Consider the following 17,880-nt stretch of genomic DNA (forward strand, 5'->3'; position numbering starts at 1 on the left):
TCACCCTATCACTTGCGCTTCTTCGCGGCGCTTCGACGCCACGAGCACTGCAATCGCGCAAGAAGCGAGCCGCGAATGCAGCGAATCGGCGCGGCTCGTCAGAATGATCGGCACGCGCGCGCCGAGCACGATGCCCGCCGCATCCGCATTCGCGAGAAAGGACAGACTCTTCGCGAGCATGTTGCCCGCTTCGAGATCCGGCACGATCAGCACGTTCGCGCGTCCCGCGACGGGCGAATCGATCTTCTTCGTCTTCGCCGCCTGGAGATCGATCGCGTTGTCGAGCGCAAGCGGACCATCGACGAGCGCACCCGTGATCTGATGACGGTCCACCATCTTGCAGAGCGCGGCCGCTTCCAGCGTGGACGGTACTTTCGGGTTCACCGTTTCCATCGCCGAGAGAATCGCGACGCGCACCTGTTCGAAACGCAGCGCGTGACCGAGGTCGATCGCGTTTTGCAGGATGTCGACTTTATCGGCGAGCGTCGGCGCGATGTTGATCGCGGCGTCGCTGATGATGAGCACGTTCTCGTGATTCGGCACGTTCATGATGAAGCAATGCGATACGCGCCGTTGCGTGCGCAGGCCGCCTTCACGCTTCACGACCGCGGCCATCACTTCGTCGGTATGCAGGCTGCCTTTCATCAGCGCCTCGGCTTTCGCTTCGCGCACGAGTTCCACCGCCGCTTCCGCGGCCGCGTGGCTATGCGGCACATCGATCACCGGAAAGCCCGCGATGTTGAGCTCGCACTCCTCCGCGACTTCGCGAATGCGCTCGCGCGGTCCGACAAGCAGCGGCGAGATCAGGCCCATCTCGTGCGCCTTCACCGCGCCTTCGAGCGATGTCTGGTCGCAAGGATGCACGACGGCCACCGCGAGCGGCGGCAACTCGCGGCAAACCGCGATGAGCCGTTCGTACTTTTCGTTCCGGTTATCCATATCGCCTCCGGTGTGAACCTGAACTGAGCCGCCGGCGCCTCAATGCGCGGGCGCGGAACGTCTTGCCGTGCGCGCCGCCTTCACAGGCAACGCTGCGCGGATGCGCGCGAGCATCTCCTGCTGCACGGGCGTCGGCTCGAAGCCTTGCATGCGGCTATCGGCGTGCAGCTTGTCGATGAGCGTGAGCAGCTTCTTGCGATCGTCGCTGTTTTCGAGCAGATCGGGCAACGCCGCCAGCGCTTCCTCCGGCTCGTAGCGCACGATGATCTCCTGCTCGCCGCGAATGCGCCGCCATTCGTCGCGCGGCATTTGCGGAAAATACTCCGCGTAATCCGCCGCGAGTTCCTGACGCAGCATCATGCGCGCGAGCGGCAACGGCTCGTCGTGACGCATCAACAGACACGCGACGCGCGCAACGGCTTCCGCATAACCGCCATGAGTGACGGACGCGAGCGCTTCCTGAACGAAAGGCAGATCGCGCGGATCGGTCGGATGGTCGTGCGCCTCATGTTCTTGTGCGCGACGCGCCGGCAGCATGTTGCCGTAGACGGAGAAGAACATCGCTTCCGTGGCTGCATCGCGCATCGCGCGATAGAAGTCGAGGCTCGCGCTGATCATGTCGGAGCCGCAATGCTCCGCTCGGCGCAACACGTCGCGTTCGGTGCCGGGTTTGCGCGCGGCTTTCACTGCATCCGCCGCCGGGCCGAGCCATGCGAGCCACGGATTGAGATCGGAGAACATCCAGCGTTGCGCGCGCAAGGGATGAAACGCGCGCAGCATCTTCGCGGTCTCGTCGTTGGCCATCGCCTGCACGAACGGCTGCGCGAACAGTTCATACGCGCGCTGATTGAAATCCGATACCTGTTTCACCGCTTCGAATGGCCGCTCGTCCAGACGCTCGAAGCGGTTGAAGCGCGCGGTCACGTCTTCGAGACGGCGCTCGTGGAAGTTCACGTCGTATTCGGTCTTGCCGTTCTCGCCCGTGCGCTCGGTGATCTCCATTCCGTAAAGCCCCGGCGGAAACGATTCGATCGCTTCCAGCACCGATGCGATCTGCGTGTATTCCTTCTTCGCGACTTTGCCGCTCACGAAGATGCCGAGATGCCCGATGCTCTTGTGCATCAGACCGACGATCACCTGGCCGCGCGCCTTGATTTCGTCGGTGCTGCCGTAGATATCCGCGACCCAGTTGAAGGCCTGTTGCGGCGGCGTGATGTTGTCGCCCATCGACGCGAAGAGAATGATCGGCGACTTGATCGCGCGCAGATCGAACGACGCGCCCGACACGCCGCGCGTTTCGCCCGACCACAGCGTGTTGCCGACGAAAAGATTGCGCGTGATCCATTCGATCTCTTCGCGGTTCATCAGGTAATAGCCGCCCCACCAGCGTTCGAAATCGAGAAAGCGCGGCGGTTCGGTGTCGATCTTGTCGAACAGCGTGTAGTACTTGTCCCAGAAGCTGTTCGCGGGATTGAGGTTCTCGAAGTTCTCGACGAGATACGCGCCGTCGAACTTGCCGTTGCCGAGATCCGCCGTCAGCGACGCGAGCCACGTGCCGCCCAGCATGCCGCCCGAATAGCGCATCGGGTTGTCGCCCTCGCCTTCGCTCCACGCGCCGCTCCAGTACGACATCGGCGCGCCGTTGATGACGAGCGGACCGGTGTCGTCGGGCTGCGAGCTGGCGAGCATCATCGCGGCCCAGCCGCCCTGACAATTGCCGACGATCGCGGGCTTCGGGCTCTCGGGATGCAGCTCGCGCACGTGCTTCACGAACTGCTGCTCGGCCGCGCAGACATCGAGCAGCGTCTGGCCGGGCTGCGGGTCGCGGAAGAACGTGACGAAGTACACCGGATGCCCCGCGCGCAACGCGACGCCCACTTGCGAATCGTCCTTGAATCCGCCGATGCCGGGACCATGTCCCGCACGCGGATCGATGATGAGATAGGGCCGCTTCAACGGATCGATCATCACGCCTTCGGGCGGGACGATACGCAACAGCGCATAGTTCACCGGGCGCGCAAAGGTGCGTCCATCGACCAGCATTTCATGCGCGAAATGCAGCACCGGTTCGAGACCACGCTTCGTCTGCTCGATGAAATTGTTGCCGCGCTGGCGCAGCGTGTCCCAGAAGAGAATCGAGCGCTGCATGAGATCGACCGCGTACGCGTAGCCGTCGAACTGGCCCGTTGCATGCGCGGCCGCATCGCCGGAATGATCCGTGTCGCCGTTGCTGAAAAGACGCGTGCCCGCATCGCGTGCGCGCTCGCTGAATTCCCGCTGCGCGAGCTCCGCGCGCTTCTGAAACACGCGTGTGACCTTGTCCGCGATTTTCTGGCTGCGCGCCAGTTGATCCGCATACGTCATGGCATGACCTCCGCGATGGGAACGTGCAAGGAATACCGCCAGAAGCAGATGTATCGGCCGGTGAGACGATCGCATGCGCCGATGAATTGAATACCATCTTCAGAATTTAAGCGCAATGTGCGACAAGCAAGTGGCAGGACGCCCCAATCAACGATGCGCGGCATCGTCGCCATTGCGCGAAACGATCTCTTCATACTTCATCAGGACATGTTCGAGGTTATAGAACATGCGTGTTTCGCCGAGCACGTCCCCGAGCGGCGAACGCCGCACCGCCGCGAGCACGCCCGGATTCAGACCCGCGAGCCACAACGTGGTTCCGCCCGCGGCGAGGCGCGCTTCGGCTTCGATCATCATCTTGAGCGCGGTGTATTCGAGATCGAAAACGCGGCTCAGATCGAGCACGACGATCTTCGCATCGGAATCGCGCACGAGCGGCCGGATTTTTTCGGCGACACGTTGCGCATTCGCGAAGAAGATCCGGCCTTCGGGACGCAGCAATAACAAGCCGGGAAACGCTTCATCGTCGGGATGACGCGACGAAGCACGCCGGAAGACGTTCGTGCCCGGTATCCGCTTCAAAGCGTACACGGGCGGATTCGACACCTGATGCGCGAGCGCAAAGAGCGACACGACGATCGCGACGACGATGCCCTCCAGCGTGCCCAGCAGCACGACGCCCGCGCACGCGGTCAGCGCCCAGAAAAACTCGGTGCGGCGAATCTTCAGGATCGCGCGGAATTCGGCGGGACTGAACAGCCCGATGGAATAGAACACGACGACGGCGGCGAGCGTCGCGTGCGGCATCATCGCCATGAGGGGCGCGAACAGCAGCATGACCGCCAGCGCGACGAGGGCCGTCACGAGTCCCGCAAGCTGCGTGCGCGCGCCCGCCTGCCGGTTGACGGCCGTCTGGCTCGTTCCGCCCCCCGATACCATCGCGCCGAACAACGCGCCGCCCGCGTTCGCGAGGCCGGTCGCGAGCAGTTCGCGATTCGCATCGGGCGCGGGCTCGTCGTTGCGCGCGAATGCACGCGCGGCCGCGATGCTTTCGGTGAAGCTCATCAACGCGATGCCCATCGCGTCAGGCCAGAGTTTCAACGCGAGCGCGAAATCCGGCTTTGTCCACGACGGCAATCCCGCCGGCACCGCGCCGACCGTTTCCACGCCGTGCGCGCGCAGATTGAACGCTGCCACCGCGGCGATCGCCGCAGCCACGACGAGCAACGGCGCCGGCGCGCGCGGCGTGAAGCGTTCGAACGCGACGAGCGCGGCGAGCGTCAACACGGCGAGCGCGAGCGTGCTGGACGACAGATGCGGCAAACCCGCGACAAACGCACCGACATTGTGAAAGAACGATCCTTTCGGATAGTGCAGGCCGAACAGCTTCGGCAACTGGTCCACGACAATGACGATCGCCACGCCCGCCTTGAAACCGACGAGCACCGGCTCGGAAATGAAGTTCGCGACGAAGCCGAGGCGCAGGATCGCCGCCGCGACCAGCATGATGCCGACGAGCATCGTGAGCGTCGCGTTGGCGACGGCGAGCGCCTGCGGATCGCCGTTCGCGACGGTCACGCCGAGCGCGTTCGCGGCGAGAATCGCGAGCGTGGTCGTCGTGCTGACGGAGAGCGCGCGTGACGAGCCGATGAACGCGTAGACGATCATCGGCAGGCACGCCGTATAGAGGCCGACCTGGACCGGCAGACCCGCGATGGTCGCGTACGCGAGCGCCTTCGGTATGACGACGGCGGCGGCCGTCAGTCCCGCGACGACATCGGCGCGCGCCCACTGCTTCTCGTAATGCAGCAGCCATTCGGGAGCGATGGACGCGCGATTCGACATGGCGATGCCGTGCGCGGACAGTTGCGCTCAGAAGCGCTCGGGCACGTAGCGCAGCGGCCGCTCGCTCTCGCGATACCCTTCCGGCTTCTGGCGCTTGGGCAGCTTCACCTTCTCTCTCGGCACGGCCTTGTACGGGATATTCGCGAGCAGATGGCTGATGAGATTCAGGCGCGCGCGGCGCTTGTCGTCGGAACGCACGACATACCACGGCGCGTTGTCCGTGTCGGTCGCCTCGAACATGTCGTCGCGGGCGCGCGAGTAGTCGTACCAGCGGCTGTACGAACGCAGATCCATCGGCGAAAGCTTCCATATCTTGCGTTCGTCGTGGATGCGCTCTTCGAGACGCCGCGTCTGCTCCTGCTGACCGACTTCGAGCCAGTATTTGAGCAGGATCACGCCCGAATCGATGATCGCACGCTCCACGAGCGGCACGCCTTTCAGGAAGGTTTTCGCCTGTTCCTCGGTGCAGAAGCCCATCACGCGCTCGACGCCCGCGCGGTTGTACCAGCTTCGGTCGAAGAGCATGATCTCGCCGGCGGCGGGAAGATGCGGCAAATAGCGCTGCACGTACATCTGCGTTTTCTCGCGCTCGGTCGGCGCGGGCAGCGCGACCACGCGAAAGATGCGCGGACTCACCCGCTCGGTGATTGCCTTGATCGTGCCGCCCTTGCCGGCGCCGTCGCGTCCCTCGAACAGGATGCAGACTTTGGCGCCCGTGTAGACGGCCCATTCCTGCAGTTTCACGAGTTCGACATGCAGGCGCGCCAGCTCCTTCTCGTACTGCTTGCGGCTCAGGCGCTCATTGACGCTCGCGCCTTCGCGCGCGCTTCTCGGTTCGCTGACAGCCTTCTCTTCTTTCATCGCGGTCTCCCCATGTTGTTCGATGCAACCCGCGCCGACACGTCGAAAGCGCCGAACGGCGCCGTCATTCTTCGCTGCGCTCGGGCATGACCTGCACGACGAGCGTGCGGTCCTTCCAGAACATGTTGTGGATGCGCGGCTGAAACGTGCGCAGCACGTGCGGCTCGATCGAATCGAAGGTGACGACCGCGGCCGGATGCTCGCCGGTGCCTGTCACGCGCTGGATCGAATCGTAGGGTGGAAAGCCGTAGCGGCAGAGAAAATCCCTGATTTCGTCGTCGGTGGTGGACTCTTCCACATTGCCTATCCAGAGATCGCCCATTGCAATTTTCTCCGATGAGTTCTGCGACGTTTCTTCGACTAATACACCAATGGAAGGCTCAGGTCGACCCGTCGCGTTTTCCCGATTTGCGTTGCGCGAGCGGATTCAATGCGACGACGAAAATCACGATGCCAATGCCGAGCGCCCACATGCCGTAGCGGAATTCGGGCTTGAAGTCGTACAGGAGACCGTGGATCGTGAAGTAAAGCCCGGCGAGCCAGATGAACACGCCAATCGAGGCAACCACCATGCGCGGCTCGTTCAGTCTCATCGAAGTCTCCGGATGCATTGCGCGAGATAGCTTCAGTTTAGGAAATCCCGAAGCGCCTTGTGAACACACTCGCACGCAACGCGCTTGGCGAGCGTCCAACGTTAAGCTACATTTTCTGCGTATGACCGTGGGATCGGACAACGGCTCCGCAATGCGATAACCAGCAGCGGAGCAGCCGAATGCAACGTACGACCATTCAGCCGTTCAACGTTCTGGCGCTGCGCACATGCGAAAGCCGATCCTTTCTTCGAGCCGTCTGCGGGTCCGTTTGCGGGTTCTTGCGATGCTCGTCACGCTGGCCGCCGCGCCCGCTGCCGCGCTGGCGCAGGCGTCGCCCGATCGCGCGGTCGTCGGCGCGAACGTGAAGAACTACGCGAACGCCGTGCTCGCGATCATGTCCTACACCGCCGTTCCCGACGTCACGACGAGCTCGCTTTCCATCAACAGCGGCACGAGCGGCAATCCGGGCTTCGGCCAGACGCAGCTCGGCGGCGGTTTCACCATCAGCAGATCGTTTCCGCTCTATCTGGAAGGCACGATTGCATACAGCCGCTACGATCCCACGTTCATCGCGACCGACGGCAACCAGGAGCGTCCCGTGCCCGCGAAATGGAACACGGCCAGCACGACGATCGGCATCGGCTGGGACTTTCCGATCACGGACGAATTGCGTTTGCGGCCGATACTCAACGGCATGATCGGCCGCGTGGCGAGCGATTTGCGCGTCGCGCAGACGGTGTTCAATCACGTCGCGAACACGAACCTCGAGTTCCTCCAGGACGGCGCGCTCAATGCATACGGTGTCGGCGGCTCGCTGATGCTCGATCTGGAACATTATCGCGAGCACTACGAAGTCGATGTCGAACTCCGTGCAACCGATATCTATTTACGCAGCTTCGGCAGTTCGTCCGATGCCGTGCAGGGTTCGGCCGCCGCGCAGCAGTTCAGCCTGTGGGCGCGCTGGCGTGCGCCCACAGGCCTCTCCGCGCTCGACAGGCCCGTTCGCTACGTGCTGGAAACCGCGTACTCGCATTACTTCGGCGACAGCGCGGGCGTGCTCGGCTTCAACGATCTGACATCGCTGGGCGTGGGGCTCGAACTGGACAGCAGCCGGTATCCCGTCGTGATCACACGCACGCGCGCGATGGTGCGCTACGTGTTCGGCCACAACGTGCACGGTGTCTCGTTCGGCTTCGCGGTCAGCTTCTAGCGCTCGACGTCACTGCTTTTTAATTTGCCACGGGCCGTCGCCTTTCTTGCAGGCGGTCGGCGTCCAGGTCTGCGTCTGTCCCTTCGCGATCGCCGTGAGCGTGACCTTGCGGCACGTGCCGCTACCGCTCTTTTCGGTGTCGCGCGGCGTCACGGTGCCTTCGATGTGCACCGGATTTCCGGTGCCTTCGTTGCTCCATCGCACGGATTCGCCATCCTGCTTCGTGTCGAGCGCGTTTTGCGCGGCGCGATTGAGCGCCTGCCGATCAGGCGGCTTCATGTAGCTGATGGGCGTGTCGTTGAGAAAGTTCAGGTTCGCGGCATGCACGCACGCGCCCGACAGCGCGAGCGCGCCGAGCACCCCCCATGCGATTGCGCCCGCTTTTGCGCGCATGATCGTCTCCGTTCAAAGCACGTTGCGCTGGCTCGGATCGTATCTCGGGTCCGGCTGCTTTTGCGTCTGCCTGAGCACGCCCTGCGCATCGAAATAGAAATGGAACAGCATGTGATCGATGTTGTTCTCCATGTATCGATACGTCCACACCTCGCGATCCATGCGCTTGAAGTACGCGGTCTCGAACGGACGGCCGAATGCGACCATCACGTCGTTGCGCGTCCACTTGTTGACCTCGGCTTTATAGAACTCGTTTTCCTGAAGCACTTGCCGAACACTGACCGTGTTGCCCGACGCATCGAGATCGACGGCGGTCGTCGTCGAACCCATCGGCTGCGTGGGCCACATCAGGCGCTTGCCGCCGTTGGGCAAGTCGTAGGTCTCCTTCGGCGGCCCGAGCTTCGCGACGATCGCCTGCTGATCCATGCCCGGCTGCACGCGCTGTTCCGGCTGCGCGCAACCGGCGAGCACGAACGCGGCGACGCACGCGCCGTGCGTCAACGCGAATGCGATGCGTTTTTTCATTGGTCTCTCCCGCGTTTCTCCACGCTTCGCGTGGCGCTTATTTCGTCATGGCGGGTTCCACGGATATGGCGAACGCTTCCGTATAGACCGCTTTCACCTGATCGCCCTTTTTCACGCGCTTCAGGCGTTCGGGGTCCTGCACATGAAGGTCGACCGTCTCGCCACGCGGCCCGCGCAAGGTGACGATTTTTTTGTGAGGATCGACCGCGATCACATCGGCGATGATCGTCACTTCGCGGCCCATCTCGCCACCCGGCTTCGCACCGGCCGGCGCGCGCTCCGACGTGTCGCTCTCGGAGCGTGACGGCTGCGTCTTCTTGTCGAGCAGACTCAGCGTCAGCGATTCTCGATACTGCGCGTTGACGACATCGCCGATGGCGAGCTGATCGAAGTTGCGTGCTTCGTTCGTGACTTCCAGTTCCATCACCTTACCCGCGCGCGTTTTCAGCGTCACGGTGCGGGTCGCCGGATCGATGCCGACGATCGTCGCCGTCACCTTCGCGACGCCCTGCACCGTGGCGCCGTCCGGATTGCGCACGATGCTCACGTCGGTTTCGGGATCGGCTGAATAGGCGCTCGCGGATATCGCAAGGCACGACAAGACAACGAGGCTGACGCGTTTCATGTTCGCGCTCCTTTTTTATCGATATCGCAACCGCGTTACTGGATCGTGTAACCGCGTCCCTGCATGCAGGCCGACCACGCGCGATAGTACGTCTGCATTGCGCCCTGGCTCTGCGCCTGCGCGTTGGCTTCCTGCGTGCGCTTGTTCTGCCGCGCGCGCATGCCGCCCGCCATCGTGCCCGTCGCCGCGCCGATGGCCGCGCCCTTGCCCGCATCGCCCGCAATCGCGCCGATCACCGCGCCGCCCGCCGCACCGCGCGCCGCGCCGCCCACGCGCTCGCCGCCGCCGACGGCCGGTCCGCCTTGCGGTGGCGGCGCCGCCGACGCGGTGGCCGGGTCGATGCCCGTATTGCTCTTCGCCCAGCTATAGCACGCGCCGTCGTCGCTTTGCTGTTTCTGCGCGCTTTGTCCTTTGGCCGGATAAGCGATGGGTTTGCTCTGCGCGATGGCATCGAGCGCGATCACGGCGATCGCGATGGCGCAGCCCGCACGCAATCTCTTTGCATTCATGGCGACTCCTTGCCTGAGTTCAGGCGATTCGATGAGATCCGCGCGCGTTCTGCTTCACGGCTCCTGCACACGGGTCCAGGATGCGTCGGGATCGAATTCCGTCAGCGGCGGTGCGGACGCACCACGGTTCTTTTGATACACGACACCGTTGTTATTGACAATGAAAGTCATCACACCGCTCGCGCCGTATTGCGCGGGATACGCTGCCATCGCGAAGCCTGCCAGCATGCGCCCGTGGATGATATAGCTGAAAGCACCACCCGCCGCATGCTTTCCCTGCTTCGTGAGGATGCGAAAGTAATATCCGTGATAAGCGTCGCCTGGGTTTCGATCCTTGAAATAATTCGCGCTCGCGGCGATCAGCGGGCCGAAGGGACTCAGCTCTTCGCCTTTGGATTCGTCGGCGGGCCAGTAGAGTCCGTCGCGCATTCCCGGCGAGCTGCCGAGCTTGCGCGCGTATTGCAGCACGCCGTCGCCCATGCGGTCCTGCGTCGCGTACTCGCGCTGCGCATCGAGATAGGCGCGCAGCACCTTGATCGCCTCGCGCTCGTTCGCGCCGATGCGCCGGTCCAGCACTTCCCGCTCGCCCTCTTCGGTTGCGAAGCGCCATACGCCGTGTTCGCGCACGAGGGGAATCGGCATCGGCCACGCTTCATCGCCGATGCGCAGAATGCGGCGATCCGCCGACGTCTCTTCCAGCATGTGAAATGCTTCGAATTCCGCGAGCGCATTGGCGCGCAGTTCGCGATTCTCGGCTTCGTCGGGCGTGACGACGAGCCGCTTGTGCGCGCTGCCGAAGATCGCGATCAGCGCGGCGTCGTCGTTCGATTTCAGCGCCTGCTCCAGCGCGCTCACGGCTTCGTCGGGCGTCGCGAACGTCTGCTGCTGTTCCGCCGATGCGACACCTAACGGTGCGAGCAGCATCGCGATGGTTGCAAGCGCTATCAACAAGCGAGTCGGGATGTTCATGTCGCGGCTCCTATCGACGTCCACCGCCACGGCCGCCGCCGCCGCCGAATCCGCGGCCGCCTCCGCCGGAGAAGCCTCCGCCGCCCTGGAAGTTGCGGCCGCCGTGTCCGCCCGACATCGACTGACGGCTCGCCGCTCCGCGCGCGCTGTCCGCCCGCGCGCCCTGCGCGGAGCCGTAGCCGCTGAAGGCATCGCCGCCGCGTCCCTGGAAATTGCCGGTGTTCTGCGCGCGCGGCGTATTCTGCCCGGCCGACCGCGTGCGCGCGCCTGCGCCGGCACCGCCCGCGCCCGCCCGCGATGGCGCATCGCCGACGCGTTGCGTCGACGCCCGCGCGCCCGTGCCCGACACTTGCCCCGGCTTTTTCTCCGATCGCCACGTGCTCGATTGCGAGCCTGTCGTGCCGCGATTCGCCGCGCGATTGCTCAACTCGTTCTTCACCTCGGCGCGATTGACGTTGCCCTCGCGATTGATGTTGATCGTGTTGTTGCCGCCGTTGTAGTTCGTCTCGTAGTGCCCGCCGTGCCACGCGGCGGTGATCGCCGCGCCCCAGATGAGCCCTGTCGCGAACGCCGCGCCGGGCGCATACGGATAGTAGTAAACGGGATAAGGCGCGGGCGCATAGGTATAGACAGGCACCGGACTGCTCACCACGACCGTCGACGGGTTGTATTGCGGCACGTAGATGACTTCCGGATTCGACGGCACGATCTTGATGACTTCCTTCTCCACGACGACCGTCTGCTTGTCGTCGGTCTTGAGATTGCCCACTGATTGCGTCTGCCGGCGAAAGCGCTGCACCGCCTGCAACACCGCGCTCTGATCCGCGACGACCGCTTCACCGAGCGCGACGGTCCAGTCGAGATCGGCGCTCATCTTCTTGACGACTTCCGGGTAATTGAGAAGCGCTTTCACGGGGTCTTGCCACGCTTCGTTCACGGGCAGATTCTTATCCGCCTTTCTGCGTTCGAGAAATCGGTCGGCCTGCACGATCTCGATCGGATAGGTCGATGCCGGCAGAATAATGGCGATGAGGTCGTCGGGATATAACGCTATCGGGCCGACGAGTTTGTCGAGATCGGCCGGATTCATCGACACGTTCGCAACGCCGCTTGCCGCCGGCGCCTGAGCGAAAGCATTCGCACCGCAAGCGAGCGCGGACACGACAAGGAGCAGGCTTATGAATTTACGCATCGTCTCGTACCTGCATCGGGCCGCGAGGCGGCCGATACCGCGCCGCGATAGCCGGCTAGACAGACCACTTCAGAATCAGGAATCGAATGCCGGCTTTAGCCCGATGCGCGCAGGACTCGAAGCCGCGCGATAGAGATTGTCATTCGAAGATATGCGAACCCTTTAGCGATTTCAAGAATCCCGGCATAGGTGTTTATTCGCTGATTTATCGAGCGATTTAGGCTCTTACTTACCCGCCCAAAGCGATGATCGCCATCGTCAGGATGACGCCTAGCGCCGTCATCGAAAGACCTGCTTTCCAGCCGCTCCAGCCCGCATAACCGCCCAATGCGAAGCCGCAGCAGAAGAGCATCGCGAGCGTCAGTACGCGCGAGATGAGCAATGCTGTCGGCACATGTTTGACGAGGACAAAAGGCGCGGCGACAGGAAACGTCGACAACACGATGATGATGAAAATGCCCAGCGCCGCGAGAAAGTCGTCGCGCACGAAGCGCGCGTGCTCGGGCAGCCTGTCGCTCGCGGCGACGCGCTTGCGTATGGATTCGAGATCGGCGTCGGAGATGAAGGGATCGAGCGTCGAGGAGACTCGTTCGCGCAATGCGCGCACGCCCGCCGCCGCGTCGCGCTCGCGTTGAATGGCGAGCGCGAGCGCATGTCTGCGGCCACGATCCGCGATGGTGCGCACGAGATACATGACGGCATCCGCGAGGCCCCAGGCGAGATTGCAGCCGAGCGCCGTATAGAGCATCTTGTGCCCCGCCGCGTCGCCGCCCGTCGCCGCCGATACCGTGCCGACGAAGGTCAGCGCCATGAAGAGGCCAAAGCACATCTCCGACACGCGATCGACGGTATCGAGCACCGGCTCGCGCGCGCGCTTTCCTGACGCAGTCTCGTCGTGCATGAGCGCGCGCTTAGGCGACCTTCACCTCGTTTTCCAACGGCTGATTCTTCTCGAACGCCGTGATGCTCTGAAGCGTGGTCTCGCAGATCGTCGTCAATGCTTCGCGCGTCAGATACGCCTGATGCCCTGTCACGATCACATTGGGAAACGAGACGAGCCGCTGGAAGATATCGTCGGTGATGATTTCGCTGGAGAGATCGCGGAAGAAGAGATCGGCCTCCTGCTCATAGACGTCGATGGCAAGGCCGCCGAGCTGGCCGGTCTTCAGCGCTTCAATCACGGCTTCCGTGTCGATCAGGCCGCCGCGGCTCGTATTGACGAGCAACGCGCCGGGCTTTGCGCGCTTGAGCGTCTCGGAGTTGATGATGTGATACGTCTGCGGCGTCAGCGGACAGAACAGCGCGACGATATCCGCGCGTTCGCCGATCTCGCCCGCGGCGGTCGCATACTTCAGTCCCAGCGCTTCGAACTGCTTCGACGGATACGGATCGTAGCCGAATACATGACAGCCGAAGCCCTGCATGATCTTCGCGAACACGCAGCCGATCTTGCCCGTTCCCACGACCGCGACCGTCTTGCCATACAGATCGAAACCGATGAGTCCGTCGAGCGAGAAGTTCGAATCGCGCGTGCGGTTGTAGGCGCGATGCACCTTGCGATTGATCGCGAGCAGCAGCGCCACCGCGTGCTCCGCCACCGAGTTCGGCGAATAATTGACGACGCGCACGACCTTGATGCCGAGCTTCGCGGCGGCGGCGAGATCGACATTGTTGAAGCCCGTGCAGCGCAGCGCGACGAGCCGCGTGCCGCCCTTGTGCAGCGCTTCGAGCACTTCGGCGTCCGCCTTGTCATTGACAAAGATGCAGACCGCGCCGTAGCCCGCGGCGAGTTCGACCGTGTCCATGTCGAGCGACATGTCGTGATACCTGAGCTTGTGATTTTCCGCCTTGTTGGCCTCGTCGAGATACTGGCGCTCGTAAGGCGTCGAGCTGTAGATCGCCACTTCCATGATGAGCTCCTTGTAACTGTGATGGCATCGTGGGGCAAAGCCTAACCCGCAGCAAGCGATATGGCGATCTGCACGAATAACACCTTGACGATGGTCATCGACGGAAAAATCATCGCGTACATGATGTCGGGCTGATCCGTCGGCGCGATGCGATTGGCGAACGCGAGAATCGCCGGGTTGCCGGTCGCGCCGCAGATCACGCCGATCGACGTATCGAAGGGCAGCTTGAAAATCCACAGGCAGAACACCGCCGTGACGGCCACGAGCACGAGCAGCGTGATCACGCCGTAGATGAGCAGAATCGGCCCGGCGCTGCCCACCGTCGCGACGAACTTCGGCCCGCATGAAATGCCCACTTGCGCGAGGAAAATCGTCAGGCCGAGATTGCGCAGCACGAGATTCGCCGAGAGCGGCATCACCCAGACGAATGGCCCGTTGCGCCGCGCCTTGCCCAGACACAGCGCGACCAGCAGCAGCGCCGCGAGGCCGAGACTGAACGCGCCGAGGCCCGGCATCGGCAATGGAATCGCGCCGACGAGCAAGCCGACCGCCGCACCGATGCCGAGGCAGATGAAGCTCAAATCCGCCGTGCCCTTGATCGAGTCGCCGAAGAACGCGCGCATGGTCGTCTGATGCGCGCGATTCACGAGCAGACCGACGCGATCGCCCGCTTCGAGGATGAGATCGGGCGTCGAGACCATGTCCGCGTCGCCGCGCCGCACGTGGGCGATCGCGCAGTTCACGCCATCGGGAAAACGCAGGTCGCCGAGCGCCATGCCGACGACCGAACGATTCGACGCGAACACGCGTATGTAGTCGAGGTCTTCGCGATGGCTCGCGATGCGTCCCGGCTGCAGCTCGCCGCATAGCGCAGTGGTTTCGTCGAGCAGACGCCGCTCGGTGGCGGTGGCGAGCAGCACGTCATCGGCGCGCAGCGTGAAGTCGGCCGTCGGCAACTGATTGTGATGCGCGCGCCGCACCGCCGCGATCACGACGCCCGAAGGAATGCGGCTCGACAGCTCGGATAGTTTCAGCCCGAAGAAGCTCGCGTTTCTCAGCGCGATTTCCGCCGTCTGGAGCAGCTTCGCGGGCGGCTTTTGAATCTTTACCTTCAGCGCAACGTTCAGCATGTAGATGAACAGGATCGGACCGGCCACGCCGAACGGATACGAAATGCTGTAGGCCACGGCGGCATCGTTGTTTTTCATCGATGCAATCGCGACCTGAAGGCTCGCCGTGCTCGTGCCGCTGCCCGCGAACATGCCGAGCGCATCGGCGAGCTTGATGCCGAAGTGAATGAAGCCGCACGACACGAGACCCGAGACGATCACGCCGACGCACGCCGCGATGTTCGCCTTCACGCCCTCGCGGCTCGTCAGTCCGTGAAAGAACTGCGCGCCGTATTGAATGCCGATGCCATACAGAAACAGCAGCAGCCCGAGCGTGCCGAGCAACGGCGGCGGTGCGGACTTCGGCGCGAACGCACCGATCGCGAGCCCGACGAACAGCACCGCGCCGGAGCCGAGCGCCACGCCCTTGATGTTGATCTCGCCGATCAGATATCCCAGCGCGATGGTCAGAAAGAGCGCGAACAGCGACTGATTCTCGAGGAAGGTCCTGACTGCATCCATGCCGCCTCCTTTGGGTGGACAGAGCAACTCCGCAGTACACGAACATTAAAGGCGGTTTGCGCCGCGCCGTCCAGAACCACCGTGCGCATTCACCGCGATTCGAGCACGACGACGCTGCGCGCCTCGACATGGCACGCACCGCGCTCGATCGCTGCTGTTTCGATATCGGGAACAATGTCGTTCGGCGATTCATCGGATGTATCGACGATGCGCCGCCAGTTTCGATGCTCGAAAAAGGGAAGCTCGACGTCACGCGCGTTGTCGCTCATATTGAGGACGATGTGCAGGAACGGCGCGTCCGCCGCGTGTCCCGCGAGCGTGAACGCGACGAGGCGCGCGCCGGGATCGTGCCACGCGGGCGCATGGAGTCGTTCGCCGTGCCATGCGACATCCGGATGCGTTTGCCCGTTCCCGGGCCGCCCCGTCAGAAAGCGCCGCCGGCGCAGGCTCGCATGGCGCTTGCGCAGCGCGATCATCTCGCGCACGAAGCGCAGCATGGCGAGCGCGTCGCCGGAAGGACGCCAGTCCATCCACGAAAGCGCGTCGTCCTGGCAGAACGCGTTATTGTTGCCGCGCTGGCTGCGCAGGATTTCATCGCCGGCGAGCAGCATCGGCACGCCCTGGCTCAGCAGCAGAATGGCGATGCAGTTGCGCGCCTGCCGAAGACGCATTCCGATGATCGCGGGATCATCCGTCTCGCCTTCCGCGCCGCAGTTCCACGAGAGGTTGTCGTTGCTGCCGTCGCGATTGTCCTCGCCGTTCGCCTCGTTGTGCTTTGCGTGATAGCTGACGAGATCGTTCAGCGTGAAGCCGTCGTGACACGTCACGAAGTTGATGCTGTTCGCGGGCAGCCGGCCGTCGTCCTGATAGATATCCGCGCTGCCCGCGATGCACGTGGCCACTTCGCCGATGAGTCCCGGATCGCCGCGCACGAAGCGGCGGATCGCATCGCGGTAACGTCCGTTCCACTCGGCCCACGCCATGCCCGGAAACGCGCCAACATGATAGAGGCCGCCCGCATCCCAGGCCTCGGCGATCAACGGCACGCGCGCAAGTATCGGCGATGCCTCCATCGCCCAGGGCAAGGGCGGCGTGCGCAGCAGCTCGCCGTTTTCGCCACGCGCGAAGACGCTCGCGAGATCGAAGCGAAAGCCGTCGACGCCGAGATCGCGCACCCAGTACTCGAGACACCGCAGGATGAACGCCGACACCAGCGGATGATTGCAATTGACCGTGTTGCCGCAGCCCGTGTAGTCGCGGTAATGCCGGGCATCGTTCACATCGATCTGATAGAAGGCGTCGTTGGCGAAGATCTTGAAGTGGATGACGGGTCCGTCCTTGCCCGCCTCCGATGTGTGATTGAACACGACGTCGAGCAGCACGCGAATGCCCGCATCGTGCAATGCGTCGACGAAATCGCGGAACTCCTGAGGCGCACGCGCGGGCTCCACGCAATAGCGCGGATGCGGGCTGTAAAAGCTATGCGTGCTGTAGCCCCAGTAGTTGCGCAGCCCGCGCTCGGCGGCGCTGGCGGGAATGTCCTGTTCGTCGAAGGCCATCACGGGCAAGAGTTCGACGTGCGTGATGCCAAGTGCCTTCAAATAAGGGATTTTCTCGATGAGACCCGCGAACGTGCCCGGATGACGCACGCCGCTCGACGCATGCCGCGTGAATCCGCCCACGTGCAGTTCGTAGATGATGGCGTCGTCGAGCGTGCGCACGGCGATGTCGTCGACGGGCCGTTCGAGCGGCTCCGTGACGATGCCCCGAAGCGACGCATATTCCGTGACGCGCGCATCCGCGGACTGCCGGCGATCGTAGAAGCGGTCGCTCACCGCGCGGGCCTGCGGATCGAGCAGTTCCTTGCGGCTCGCGGCTTCGTCGTCCATCTGCGGCACGCCGAGCGGACCAAATGCGCACCACGTATAGCAGCAGCCCAGCGGAAGACCTTCGACAAACACATGCCAGAAGCGATACGTGCGGTTCGCTTCGCTCGTCAGCGCGATGATCTGAAACGGCTCGACGCTTTCTTCCGATGCATACAGCAGCAGTTCGACGCGTGTCGCGCGCCGGCAGAACGTGCAGAAGTTGACGCCGCCCGGCACGACCGCCGCGCCGAGCGGAAAGCGCGAGCCGGGCCGCGTGCGATAGCTTCGCTGAACGTTCGCTTCAGGGTCGGGCAAGATCGATCCTTGCGTCGCGCGTCGTCCGATGGCGCACGCGGCGGCTTCTCGCGTTCGCGGCCGGATCGATTGCAGGAACATCGCTCATGGTCGTATCCGTTTCCAAGGATATGTGAGGCACCGGCGATTGCAAG

At 63.5% G+C, this 17,880-nt stretch carries 17 protein-coding genes; 1 reads left to right on the top strand and 16 read right to left on the bottom strand.

Annotated features, from left to right (window positions below; translation table 11 throughout):
- The 6 genes from AWB76_RS06140 to AWB76_RS06165 all read right to left on the bottom strand — a co-directional run bounded on the left by AWB76_RS06140 (position 1) and on the right by AWB76_RS06165 (position 6,599).
- Complete coding sequence (locus tag AWB76_RS06140) at positions 1 to 939, bottom strand: phosphate acetyltransferase (protein WP_061159235.1); 939 nt, start codon at positions 937 to 939, stop codon at positions 1 to 3.
- Between the two features lie 39 nt (positions 940 to 978).
- A complete protein-coding gene (locus AWB76_RS06145) occupies positions 979 to 3,303 on the bottom strand; it encodes a DUF3141 domain-containing protein (RefSeq protein ID WP_061159236.1) in 2,325 nt (774 codons plus the stop codon).
- A gap of 147 nt (positions 3,304 to 3,450) precedes the next feature.
- Positions 3,451 to 5,145 (bottom strand): SulP family inorganic anion transporter, encoded by a 1,695-nt coding sequence (locus tag AWB76_RS06150; protein ID WP_061159237.1) that lies wholly within the window; start codon positions 5,143 to 5,145, stop codon positions 3,451 to 3,453.
- Between the two features lie 27 nt (positions 5,146 to 5,172).
- The gene (ppk2, locus tag AWB76_RS06155; RefSeq protein ID WP_061159238.1) at positions 5,173 to 6,006 is read right to left on the bottom strand and encodes a polyphosphate kinase 2; all 834 of its coding nucleotides are present in this window, start codon (positions 6,004 to 6,006) and stop codon (positions 5,173 to 5,175) included.
- 64 nt (positions 6,007 to 6,070) lie between these two features.
- A complete protein-coding gene (locus AWB76_RS06160; protein ID WP_061159239.1) occupies positions 6,071 to 6,328 on the bottom strand; it encodes an RNA recognition motif domain-containing protein in 258 nt (85 codons plus the stop codon).
- A gap of 58 nt (positions 6,329 to 6,386) precedes the next feature.
- Complete coding sequence (locus tag AWB76_RS06165) at positions 6,387 to 6,599, bottom strand: DUF2964 family protein (RefSeq protein ID WP_061159426.1); 213 nt, start codon at positions 6,597 to 6,599, stop codon at positions 6,387 to 6,389.
- A 283-nt stretch (positions 6,600 to 6,882) separates the two neighbouring features.
- Here AWB76_RS06165 and AWB76_RS06170 point away from each other — a divergent pair, with 283 nt between their 5' ends.
- Positions 6,883 to 7,809: a hypothetical protein gene (locus tag AWB76_RS06170; RefSeq protein WP_244173250.1), complete on the top strand. Its 927-nt coding sequence runs from the start codon at positions 6,883 to 6,885 to the stop codon at positions 7,807 to 7,809.
- Between the two features lie 9 nt (positions 7,810 to 7,818).
- Here the strand turns inward: AWB76_RS06170 and AWB76_RS06175 are convergent, their stop codons facing one another.
- From AWB76_RS06175 to glgX, 10 genes are all read right to left on the bottom strand, one after another.
- A complete protein-coding gene (locus tag AWB76_RS06175) occupies positions 7,819 to 8,202 on the bottom strand; it encodes an RT0821/Lpp0805 family surface protein (RefSeq protein ID WP_061159241.1) in 384 nt (127 codons plus the stop codon).
- A 12-nt stretch (positions 8,203 to 8,214) separates the two neighbouring features.
- On the bottom strand, positions 8,215 to 8,727 hold the full coding sequence (locus tag AWB76_RS06180; RefSeq protein ID WP_061159242.1) for a hypothetical protein: 513 nt from the start codon (positions 8,725 to 8,727) through the stop codon (positions 8,215 to 8,217).
- A gap of 37 nt (positions 8,728 to 8,764) precedes the next feature.
- The gene (locus AWB76_RS06185; RefSeq protein WP_061159243.1) at positions 8,765 to 9,352 is read right to left on the bottom strand and encodes a hypothetical protein; all 588 of its coding nucleotides are present in this window, start codon (positions 9,350 to 9,352) and stop codon (positions 8,765 to 8,767) included.
- A 35-nt stretch (positions 9,353 to 9,387) separates the two neighbouring features.
- Complete coding sequence (locus AWB76_RS06190) at positions 9,388 to 9,861, bottom strand: glycine zipper family protein (RefSeq protein ID WP_061159244.1); 474 nt, start codon at positions 9,859 to 9,861, stop codon at positions 9,388 to 9,390.
- Positions 9,862 to 9,915: 54 nt separating this feature from the next.
- On the bottom strand, positions 9,916 to 10,830 hold the full coding sequence (locus AWB76_RS06195) for a DUF2950 domain-containing protein (protein ID WP_061159427.1): 915 nt from the start codon (positions 10,828 to 10,830) through the stop codon (positions 9,916 to 9,918).
- 10 nt (positions 10,831 to 10,840) lie between these two features.
- The gene (locus tag AWB76_RS06200) at positions 10,841 to 12,022 is read right to left on the bottom strand and encodes a DUF3300 domain-containing protein (protein ID WP_061159245.1); all 1,182 of its coding nucleotides are present in this window, start codon (positions 12,020 to 12,022) and stop codon (positions 10,841 to 10,843) included.
- 229 nt (positions 12,023 to 12,251) lie between these two features.
- Complete coding sequence (locus AWB76_RS06205; RefSeq protein ID WP_061159246.1) at positions 12,252 to 12,923, bottom strand: VIT1/CCC1 transporter family protein; 672 nt, start codon at positions 12,921 to 12,923, stop codon at positions 12,252 to 12,254.
- A gap of 10 nt (positions 12,924 to 12,933) precedes the next feature.
- Positions 12,934 to 13,932 carry a 2-hydroxyacid dehydrogenase gene (locus AWB76_RS06210; protein WP_061159247.1) on the bottom strand — a complete coding sequence of 333 codons (999 nt, stop codon included), beginning with the start codon at positions 13,930 to 13,932 and terminating at the stop codon, positions 12,934 to 12,936.
- A 41-nt stretch (positions 13,933 to 13,973) separates the two neighbouring features.
- Complete coding sequence (locus AWB76_RS06215; RefSeq protein WP_061159248.1) at positions 13,974 to 15,563, bottom strand: aspartate:alanine exchanger family transporter; 1,590 nt, start codon at positions 15,561 to 15,563, stop codon at positions 13,974 to 13,976.
- 89 nt (positions 15,564 to 15,652) lie between these two features.
- Positions 15,653 to 17,749 (bottom strand): glycogen debranching protein GlgX, encoded by a 2,097-nt coding sequence (gene glgX, locus AWB76_RS06220; RefSeq protein ID WP_061159428.1) that lies wholly within the window; start codon positions 17,747 to 17,749, stop codon positions 15,653 to 15,655.
- Positions 17,750 to 17,880 lie beyond the last annotated feature (131 nt).

The organism is Caballeronia temeraria, from assembly GCF_001544795.2.
Taxonomy (GTDB): domain Bacteria; phylum Pseudomonadota; class Gammaproteobacteria; order Burkholderiales; family Burkholderiaceae; genus Caballeronia; species Caballeronia temeraria.

What these genes read in the sequence shown, in the direction of transcription:
- AWB76_RS06160 (WP_061159239.1), bottom strand. Translation starts at nt 6,328, where the DNA reads ATGGGCGATCTCTGGATAGGCAATGTGGAAGAGTCCACCACCGACGAC.
- AWB76_RS06195 (WP_061159427.1), bottom strand. Translation starts at nt 10,830, where the DNA reads ATGAACATCCCGACTCGCTTGTTGATAGCGCTTGCAACCATCGCGATG.
- AWB76_RS06145 (WP_061159236.1), bottom strand. Translation starts at nt 3,303, where the DNA reads ATGACGTATGCGGATCAACTGGCGCGCAGCCAGAAAATCGCGGACAAG.
- AWB76_RS06150 (WP_061159237.1), bottom strand. Translation starts at nt 5,145, where the DNA reads ATGTCGAATCGCGCGTCCATCGCTCCCGAATGGCTGCTGCATTACGAG.
- AWB76_RS06170 (WP_244173250.1), top strand. Translation starts at nt 6,883, where the DNA reads ATGCTCGTCACGCTGGCCGCCGCGCCCGCTGCCGCGCTGGCGCAGGCG.
- AWB76_RS06140 (WP_061159235.1), bottom strand. Translation starts at nt 939, where the DNA reads ATGGATAACCGGAACGAAAAGTACGAACGGCTCATCGCGGTTTGCCGC.
- AWB76_RS06200 (WP_061159245.1), bottom strand. Translation starts at nt 12,022, where the DNA reads ATGCGTAAATTCATAAGCCTGCTCCTTGTCGTGTCCGCGCTCGCTTGC.
- AWB76_RS06190 (WP_061159244.1), bottom strand. Translation starts at nt 9,861, where the DNA reads ATGAATGCAAAGAGATTGCGTGCGGGCTGCGCCATCGCGATCGCCGTG.
- AWB76_RS06180 (WP_061159242.1), bottom strand. Translation starts at nt 8,727, where the DNA reads ATGAAAAAACGCATCGCATTCGCGTTGACGCACGGCGCGTGCGTCGCC.
- AWB76_RS06165 (WP_061159426.1), bottom strand. Translation starts at nt 6,599, where the DNA reads ATGAGACTGAACGAGCCGCGCATGGTGGTTGCCTCGATTGGCGTGTTC.
- AWB76_RS06175 (WP_061159241.1), bottom strand. Translation starts at nt 8,202, where the DNA reads ATGCGCGCAAAAGCGGGCGCAATCGCATGGGGGGTGCTCGGCGCGCTC.
- AWB76_RS06215 (WP_061159248.1), bottom strand. Translation starts at nt 15,563, where the DNA reads ATGGATGCAGTCAGGACCTTCCTCGAGAATCAGTCGCTGTTCGCGCTC.
- ppk2 (WP_061159238.1), bottom strand. Translation starts at nt 6,006, where the DNA reads ATGAAAGAAGAGAAGGCTGTCAGCGAACCGAGAAGCGCGCGCGAAGGC.
- AWB76_RS06205 (WP_061159246.1), bottom strand. Translation starts at nt 12,923, where the DNA reads ATGCACGACGAGACTGCGTCAGGAAAGCGCGCGCGCGAGCCGGTGCTC.
- AWB76_RS06185 (WP_061159243.1), bottom strand. Translation starts at nt 9,352, where the DNA reads ATGAAACGCGTCAGCCTCGTTGTCTTGTCGTGCCTTGCGATATCCGCG.
- AWB76_RS06210 (WP_061159247.1), bottom strand. Translation starts at nt 13,932, where the DNA reads ATGGAAGTGGCGATCTACAGCTCGACGCCTTACGAGCGCCAGTATCTC.